Consider the following 9,703-nt stretch of genomic DNA (forward strand, 5'->3'; position numbering starts at 1 on the left):
TATTTTTGTTAGAAAAAATTAACTATATGAGTATAAGAGTAACATTTCGTATAAAAATTCTCTTTTAATAAAAACAAAAATTTACACTTTACAAATAAAATATAAAGTATTGTTTATATTTGAAACAAAATATAAATATAATAAAAATATTTATATCAAAAGTATTTTTAAATCAAATTTTTCATCACACTTTAAAGCTAAAAGCATGATTTTGCTTTTAGCTTGGTACTATGGAGTTTTTGCGTGCGGTTTTTTGGAGTGAGAATATACAGAGTAAAAGTATAATACTATATAAAACACTAGTGGATTTTATGACATTTGACGTGATTTTATCTTGCTTTATAGCTTTAGAAATTTCGGTATATTTTTTACCTAAAAATTCTGTTGCTATGGTTAAATTTTGTTCTTTTAAATCTAAGATATTTTCTTTATTTTCCATGATCAACTTCTTAGCCGCATCTAGTTCTACAAAAGAAATGTCTTGATAATGCCAAGATAGGTTAAAATCTTTATGAGAAATTTTTGCAAGATTTAAAATAGAACTAGAATTTAAATCTTGAATGGCTTTTTCAATTTTACTTTCATGAAGTTTTTCTGATGAAAAAACACCTATAAAAGGGTTAATAAATTGTGAAGCCATAACTAGACAATATATTAATCCTAAATATATATACAAGCGAAGAGAAAATATGATAATTTCTCTACTAGAATTAAACAATATAGTAAAAATCCACAATAATACTACATACAAAACCAACTCTATGGCATTAAAAAAATATCCCGGAAAAAACAATACAAACATTATAGAAATACCAACAAACATAAAAAAAAGCCCTATAAAACGTCGTTGTTTTATTTTTTTGATATAAAAATTTACTATTAATAAAAAAAACATTATTACAAGAGGCACAATAATAAAATAGTTATTATATTTCTCTACTAAAGAAAAAACCAAAGGAAGTTTATTTGCCACAAAAACAAAACTACAATATAAAGTTATCATACCAATGGTAAAATTAAAGATTTTTAAAAAATTTGTATGATGATCACTTGTTGCTCTATAAACAATCAATAAGACACAATTTGTCCATATTGTATAATCATATAACTTTCGTTTTATATCTTTAACTATAATATTACTGACTTGTTTATTTGAAAATATTCTAAAATTATATTTGTTTTCAAATTTTCCATAAAAACATATAATCAAAAATAATATTTTGACAAGCTTTAAAATTAATGGAAAAAAATGGATTACCCCCATGATAAAATAATATAATATGGCACCAAAAATATTTATAAAATATTCAATTGGAGTAAAGAGACTATCAAAAAAATTCTTAACACACCACTCCATTCCATTAATAAAATTAACACAAGTAATATTCTTTTTATTTAAATATTTATATTTTATTTTTCTAGGGCTAAACATTATTTTTTCGTATTTTTCTAAATTTATCTCCAGCTCTTTTTCTTTTGCATAAAGTTCTAGCTTATGCCATTCTTGAGCCTCTAAAATATTATTTTGGCTTATCAAAACATCTTTTATAACTCTGAAAGAATCTTTTAAATTTTTAGTACATCTTAATTGATGTTTATTATTAATCAGATTTATTTTTTCTTTTTCTTCACTGTGTATATTTTCAATTTCGTTTTTATAAGTCTCATCTTGATAATTATCTTCTATGTATTTTTCAACTGATTCAAAATCTAAATTATCTATATTGACATTTGTTAAATTTACAGCTTTTTGCTCTTTAAAATAACAAGCACTAAAATTTGGAGTTTTTTCAAATGTTACTCCATAAAAACAAACTGAATTTTCAAATTTACACGCGTGCAAATCAACATAATCTTTAAAATGAGAGTTATTAAAATAAATACTATCTTGAAAAATACAACTATTAAAAACGGATTTGTTTACAAATTTAGAATTTGAAAATTTAATATTTCCTTTTACAATAACTTTATTGAAACTTAAAGAATAAATATCACAATTTAAAAAATGTATATTTTCACAACAAAAATCATCAACGATATTAATACTTATTTTACAATTTATAAAATACAATTTTTTGAAATTGATATTTTCTGCATATACTGAAGGTCCTTTTGAAAGGATAAACTCAATATTACAATGATAAAAATCTATTTCATACTCATTTAAAGAATAAATATCAAAATGTTTTATTGTTTTATGATAAATTTCAAATTTATTTCTATTTCCTGATATAAATTTTTCAGACTTATCATAAACAACATCATCCACTTTTATTTTTAAAGCATTAGCTATTTCTTCTCTCTTTTCTCTTATTGTCTTGTAATATTTTTTCATATACAATTTAGCCAATTCTTCATCATCTTTTTCTAGAATATCTTCTATTTCTTTACGACGTTTTTCATCTTTTTCCATATGCAATCTCATTTTTTAATAATTTAATATTTATTTTTTCCATTATTTTCCTTCAATGATTTTTATTTCTTCTTCGTTTAGGTTGTAAAGTTTATAAACGATAGAGTTTATTTTATCTTCTTGAGTTTTGGTGTCTGCTTTTTTGTCTTGTTCTTTTAAAACTAAAATCTCATCGACTAAGCTTATAAGCTCGTTTGCTAGTTTTTCATTTTTAGAATTTATTTTTGGTATAGGAAGTCTTTCTAAAAATGCTTTTTTGTATCTAAATCCATTTTCACCTAAGTTTCCACCGGCATAAAACATTTTAAACATAAAAGCCACAAAATCGTTGTTTAAAAAAGCAATGAGATATTTTAGATTTTCCCCTGTTAAAATAAAACTTGTTGCTTCTGCGTAAAAATTTGACTTTGTATCTAAATAAAATTGTGGTTTTCTTACTATTTCACTATACACTATCTTTTCTTTTTCAAATTCTTCCAAATAAGCACAATTTCTAAGGTTATAAGGTGTTTTTCCTTTGTCAGTTCTTTTTTCTAAAGTTTTATAATACGGCTTTAAATGCTGTTTTAAGCTAGGGTACTCATCTATGTTTATCGCTTCTATCTTTTCTCCACTTTTGCTTTTATAGCCATTGTGAGTGTTGATCACCCAAAGCCCTGCCCACTCATAACTATATCTTTTTATATCTCTACCGCGTAGCATTTTGCGTATGAGTTTGGCGGTGCGTTCTTTTTCGGCTTCATCTTTGCATTTAGCTAAAATTTCATCTCTTTTTTCAGTAGTGATGATAAAGGCTTCATTAAGCCCTGTTAAAATTCCACGATATATATTAAGCCCATGCCAGTCCTTAAGTGGAGTGCCGTGCTTTTCTATCTTTGCTTTTAGTGCGTTTGTGCTTTCATCATTGAAAGTAAAGCTTTCTTTACTTAAAGAATTTTGTGCGATTTTGTTAAAATTTAAAATGCTTTCTATATTAAAGTCATTTTCTTTTAAAAGCTCGGTGCTTGGGGCTAGGTATTTGAAGCTATTATCTTTAGCTTTTGCTTTTTCAAAGCTTAGTATGGAAGTATCTACCGTAGCACTATCAAAGACTTTTATACCATTTAGATCGATGTATTCTAAAAGTGTGGTATTTTTGAGTAAAAACTCTCTTAAAGCTTCTCCATAACCTGCTCTTGTGTATTTGTTTGAAGTGATGAAAGACAAAACACCATTTTGCTTTAGCACATTAAACCCAAGCTCATAAAAGTAAGTATAAATGTCGCTTGTGCCTTTATATACTTTATAGTTTTTGGCTAAATTTGGCTTTAACTCTTTGATGTCTTCTTGTCTGATGTAAGGTGGGTTACCGATGATGAGATCAAATCCTTGAAAATTCCCGCCCTCATCAAGCACTTCACTAAATTCAAAACGCCATTCAAAAGGATTTGCACTTTCTAAGTCAAATATACTCTCATAAAGCTTTTTAAGTTTTTTAAATTCTTTCTTAGCCTCACTTTCATCAAAGTCAAATTCAAACATATTTTTAGAGAAAAATGCTCTAAAATTCTCATCTTTTTCATCTTGTGCTAAAAAATCGCCGTATTTTTTAGAGTATTCATTAGCACCGTTGGTAAGTTGCTTGATTTCTTTGGCAAATTTGTCTTTTAAGCAGAAATTTTTAAAAGATTCTTTGAGATTTTTGATCTCTTTTGCGATGAGAGTTTTATCGGTGTAAAAGCCTTCTTTGTAGTCTTTGACTATGCGTTTGTATTTATCCATGCGTTCTTTGATGTTGGGGTAGTGAGAAAGGCTTTTGTGAATTTCAAAATAACTTATAAGCGAATTCCCGCATTTTATGTTGATATCGATGTTTGGTAGGGTTTTAAGATCATGATAGTTTGTATCATCAAAGCTTTCATAAAAGCTGTGTTTTAAAAGCTCTATCCAAAGCCTTAGTTTAGTGATCTCACATGAGTTTGGGTTGATATCTACTCCAAAAAGGTTGTTTTCTATGATGTCTTTTTTACGCTCGAAAAGTTCTTTTTGACAAAGGTGGGTTTTGTCTTTGTCAAAATCAGGGCGTTTATACTCTAAAAACTGGCCTTTGTGATTTTGCACTAAAATTTCATCATTTTGCACGCTTAGGTAAAAGTCCTCTTCAAACAAACCAAGCTCATAATGCACCATAAGCATGGCATTTAAAGCTGAAACTAAAAAATGCCCACTTCCCACCGCAGGATCGCAAATGCGTATGGACTTTAGCAAGACTAGTTTTTGCTCTTGAGAAATTTTTTCTTGGCGTAGCTGGGTTCTTAGCTCGTTTAGCTTGGTGGCATTTAGCTTAAAAGTATGGTTAAACTTATCTAGCACGACTTTTTCTATGCTTGCTTTACACATATATGAAGTGATAAAACTTGGGGTATAAAAACTACCTTCTTTATAGCCATTTAGTTTTTCAAAGACATTTCCTAAAACGCTTGAGTTGATGAGTTCTTTTTGTTTGATGAGTTCTTCGCTTTGCTCATCTGCTCCAAAATCAAAGCTGTCTAAAAACTCAAACAAATACTCTAGCAAACCTACTTTGCCTTTTTTACTTTTTCCCTTGTCATCTTTTAACTGCGTGTGTGGGTGATACTCTAGCGAAGCATCATTTTCCAAAGTGGCGATTTCTAGTGTGGTTTTTTCGATGGCTTGTTTTTCAAAAAGTGATGAATTTAAATAAGGCAAATAGCTAAATTTACTCTGCGTCCTTGTGTGCTTTTCTTTAGCTAAGATATCAAAGAAAAGGTGTGAAAGGGTAGTAAAATTTGGAATTTTTTCATAGTTTAGAAATTTAAGGGTTTTATCATCGTTAAATCTAACTAAATTAGACTCAATAAGCTTTAAAAATAAAATGCGGTTTAGCCAAAGTATGATGAATTTTAGCACCTCTTCAAAGTCATGCTTTGGAAGCTTGCTCGCTATGAGATGATAAAGTGTGCCTTGGGCTTGTTTGCTTTGCTCACTTTGTGTGATGATGAATTTAGAAAGCTGTTTGCTCTCGCTTAAACCTAGGATGTATAAAAGCTCTTTATAGAATGCGTTGTTTAGTGAGTTTGCGTCATTTGGGCTAAATTCATTTAGCAAAAAGTCTCTATGAAAGGTTTTAAAAATGCTTGCTAGATTTTTGAAATTTGACTTTTGCTTGTCTTTTAAAAAGGCTAAATCGATGAAAAAGCCTTTTAAGCTTTCTTTGGAATTTTCTATAAGTTTGCTTGCTTCTTTGTAAAATTCATCAGTGTTGCCTTTAAAAAGTGAATTTGGGCTTTGAAATTCTTCAAAAAGCTTTTTAAAGCTTGTGTTTTTATAAAAAAGCTCTTCAAATTCACTAGCTTTGAAAATGTAGAATTTATAAAAGTCTGTGATGATGATAAATTTCAAACTAAAGCTATGCTCTCTGTTTCTAAAATAATACAAAATGGCTTCATGCAAGGCTTTGGAATTTGGCTTTGCGTGGGTGATGAATTCTTTTGAGTTGGGCTTTTTAGCTTCGATGAGAACTTCTAAGTCTTTGCTAAGCTCATCTTTAGCAATGGCTAAATCAATCTCGCTTTTGCCTTTTTGCTTGGTTTTGATGTGGGTTTTGAAATTTAGAGTGGTTAAAAATGGACTAAGTGTGTTAGCTACAAGATAATCTTCATTTTCACTTTGTGAGCTTTCAAGCCTTTCTAAATACTGTATTAAAGCCTTGCTAAAAGTGTCAAATTCATTTTGTGTAATTTGCTTTTTGCGGTAGTAGGGGTTGAAAAAATCTTTTTCATTTAGCAAAGTAAAGTGCATTTTTAACCTTTATAAAGAATATTTTATATTTTACTAAAATTTACTTTAAAGGATTGAAAAGACTTTATGAAAACATAAAAACAAATAAATTAAAAATTAATAAAAAATTATTAGATAATATTTATTATTGCATTTTTTATATTTTTATACTAAGAAAATTTTAATACTAAAGTTATACAATAAGTTTATATTAAAAATATCAAGGAGGCAAAATGGGAAAAATTTTAGTTTTCTGTTTAGCGCTTGTTTCTTTTGTTTGCGCTAAAAATGAATTTTTTACAAGTGAAGTAAGCTCACTTTACTTAAGCAAAAATGACACAAAAGCTGTTGGTAGATTGCTACCCACAAATCCTTTTGAAGTATTAAAAGCTGATGGAAATAAAGTTTTAGTCAAGATCACAGGCTATGTTAATCCTGCTTCGCCTTCTGTGCTTTATTACAACAATAGTCAAAGAATTATAGTTGCTGCATTTTCTAAAAATACAAAACTTGATTTTAAAACTTATACTAAAAGCAAAAATGGAAAATGGGATAAAGCTACCATAGAAGTTTGGACTGACAAGAAAGATTTTGCAAAAAGCAACAAAGAAATGTTTATAAAAGCTAAAGAACTTTATATGAATAATTGCGGAATTTGTCATAGCGTTCATAAAGAAAGTGAATTTAGTGCTAATGGCTGGCCTGCTACTTTTAGATCAATGGTAAATAGAACAGGAATTGATAAGAAAGATCATTGGCTAGTGATACAGTATTTGCAAAAAAATGCAAAAGATTTTAAGGAGGTAAAATAAAATGGGACTTGATAGAAGAAAATTTTTAAAAATCGGAGCAGGGTTAAGCGTGTTGCCTTTAGCTCCTAGTTTAGCCATGAGTAAAAATATAGAAGTTTCTCAAATAAATTCTGGTTTAGTAAAAAATGGAAGTGTGATAACAGCAGCACATTGGGGAATTTTAAAACTTACCATTAAAGATGGTGTGGTAATTAAAAGTGAGCCATGGGAAAAAGTAACACAAATTGACAATCCTTTACAACACTATACAGCAGATATGATCTACAAATCACGCGTGAAATATCCTTATGTTAGAAAAAGCTATCTTGAAAATCCCGACAGTCCAAAACCTGAACTTAGAGGAAAAGATGAATTTGTGCGTGTAAGTTATGATGAGGCTATAAAACTTATAGCAAAAGAACTTAAAAAAACAAGAGAGCAAAAAGGAACTCAAGCTATATTTGGTGGAAGCTACGGATGGAAATCTAGTGGAAATATGCAAAATTGTAGAATATTGCTCCATAGATTTTTAAATGTCACAGGTGGTTTTGTAGGGACTACCGGAGATTACTCAACCGGAGCTTCTCAAATAATAATGCCTTATGTTGTAGGCTCTATTGAAGTATATGAACAGCAAACTTCATGGGAAAACATTTTAGAACATTCTAAAATAGTAGTTATTTGGGGTGCTAATCCTATCGCTACTTTAAGAATAGCTTGGACTTCAAACGATCAAAGAGGTCTTGCTTACTTTGAAAAATTAAAAAATAGTAAAATCAAGGTTATTTGTATAGATCCTATAAAAACCGAAACTGCTAAATTTTTAAATGCACAATGGATCTCTCCAAAACCAAATACAGATGTTGCTATGATGATAGGCATGGCTAGTCATTTGATCGAAAAAAATAAAGTCAATTATGAATTTTTAGAAAATTATACAAGTGGATTTGATAAGTTCAAAGCTTATTTAGATGGCAAGAATGATGGTATTAAAAAAGATACAAAATGGGCAAGTAAAATTTGTGGAATTGATGAAAAAATCATCAAAACACTAGCTGAAAGTTTTTATGATAACCCTACTATGATCATGAGTGGTTGGGGTATGCAAAGAGCTCATCATGGCGAGCAACCTCATTGGATGTTAATAACCCTAGCTTCAATGCTTGGTCAAATTGGCACTAAAGGTGGTGGATTTGGCTTAAGTTATCACTATAGTAATGGCGGTGTTCCATCATGCAAAGGTGGTGTTATAGGAGGTATTACAGCAGGAGCTGTGGGAATTTGGGAAAATGGTAAATTTAAAGGTATGCCAAAAAATGGAGAATCTCAAGGTGGTGCTGAATGGCTACAAAATACTGCTAGTTATTCTTTTCCTGTAGCTAGAATAGCTGATGCTTTATTAAATCCTGGGAAAGTTATAGACAATAATGGTTCTAAAATAACCTATCCTGATATTGACTTTATTTATTGGGCAGGTGGAAATCCTATAGTCCATCATCAAAATACAAACACTAACATCAAAGCATGGCAAAAACCAAGAACTATAGTTGTAAATGAAATTTATTGGACTCCAACTGCCAAAATGGCAGATATTGTAATGCCTACCACAAGTTCTTATGAACGAGATGATATTACCATGAGTGGAGATTATTCTAATATGAATATAGCTCCAATGAAACAAGCAGTATTACCAATAGGCGAAAGCAAAGATGACTATGAAATTTTTGCTGATATTTGTAAAGTGTATGGAGATGATGTATTTAATGCTTATACCGAAAATGGTAAAAAAGCAAAAGATTTTATTAAAGAATACTACAATAGCGCTTTAAAACAAACTCAAGCTTATGGGGATGTATTTGAGCCAAAAATGCCAAGTTTTGAAGAATTTTGGGCCAAAAATGAGCCTATAACTTTTTCTCCAACTATAGAAAGTATGGAATGGGTGAGATTTTCTGAATTTATTGAAGATCCTATCTTAAATGCTCTAGGTACTGAATCAGGTTTGATAGAAATTTACTCAAAAACTATCGAAAAGTATAACTATAAAGACTGCAAAGCACATCCAATGTGGATGGAGCCGATAGAATGGCTAGGAAATGCTACCAAGGAAACACCTTTTCATCTACTAACTAATCATCCAACAGATAGGCTTCACTCTCAAATGTGTCATACCTTATTGCGTGAAAAATATGCAGTAAATGATAGAGAACCTATCTTAATCAATCCTATTGATGCTAAAAAACTTGGAATCAAAGATGGTGATATTGTAAGAGTTTTCAATAAAAGAGGTCAAGTTCTCGCAGGTGCTGTGGTAACTAAAGATATTATGCCAAATGTTGTAAGATTATGCGAAGGTGGCTGGTATGATCCAAATGATGAAGGAATGTGCAAATACGGAAATGTAAATGTCTTAACTATTGATATGCCAACTTCTGAATTAGCAAACGGAAACATTTCTCATACAGGCTTAGTAAATATAGAAAAATATAAGGGATTACCGCCTAAAATAACAGCATTTACAGCTCCAAAAGGCGCTGTATAAACATTCTCTTTCTTAGAAGATAATTTCTTCTAAGAAACCAATTATCTACCAATACAATGACTTATTATAAACTTTATTATAAACAATATCACACATCACACTTTACAATACTATTTCAATATAAAACTAAAAAGTAAAAATTATAAATAATTAAGAACTACAAGAAAGAAATATAAT

General features: G+C 29.6%; 4 protein-coding genes. 2 read left to right on the forward strand and 2 right to left on the reverse strand.

Translation table 11 applies throughout. The features are described 5' to 3' along the window. Positions 1 to 217: 217 nt before the first annotated feature. Together L8X27_RS05185 and L8X27_RS05190 are read right to left on the reverse strand one after the other, a co-directional pair. Positions 218 to 2,413 (reverse strand): pentapeptide repeat-containing protein, encoded by a 2,196-nt coding sequence (locus L8X27_RS05185; protein WP_263681108.1) that lies wholly within the window; start codon positions 2,411 to 2,413, stop codon positions 218 to 220. A gap of 42 nt (positions 2,414 to 2,455) precedes the next feature. Beyond that, positions 2,456 to 6,214, reverse strand: coding sequence for an Eco57I restriction-modification methylase domain-containing protein (locus tag L8X27_RS05190; protein WP_263681109.1), 3,759 nt, complete (start codon positions 6,212 to 6,214; stop codon positions 2,456 to 2,458). 212 nt (positions 6,215 to 6,426) lie between these two features. On the opposite strand from L8X27_RS05190, the gene L8X27_RS05195 reads away from it, so the two are divergent. Together L8X27_RS05195 and L8X27_RS05200 are read left to right on the forward strand one after the other, a co-directional pair. Further along, on the forward strand, positions 6,427 to 7,005 hold the full coding sequence (locus L8X27_RS05195) for a cytochrome C (RefSeq protein ID WP_263681110.1): 579 nt from the start codon (positions 6,427 to 6,429) through the stop codon (positions 7,003 to 7,005). A gap of 1 nt (position 7,006) precedes the next feature. Beyond that, positions 7,007 to 9,526, forward strand: coding sequence for a molybdopterin guanine dinucleotide-containing S/N-oxide reductase (locus L8X27_RS05200; RefSeq protein ID WP_263671194.1), 2,520 nt, complete (start codon positions 7,007 to 7,009; stop codon positions 9,524 to 9,526). The last annotated feature ends 177 nt before the right edge of the window (positions 9,527 to 9,703 follow it).

It is taken from the genome of Campylobacter sp. CNRCH_2015_1657 (genome assembly GCF_025772685.1).
GTDB classification, from domain to species: Bacteria; Campylobacterota; Campylobacteria; order Campylobacterales; family Campylobacteraceae; genus Campylobacter_D; species Campylobacter_D lari_D.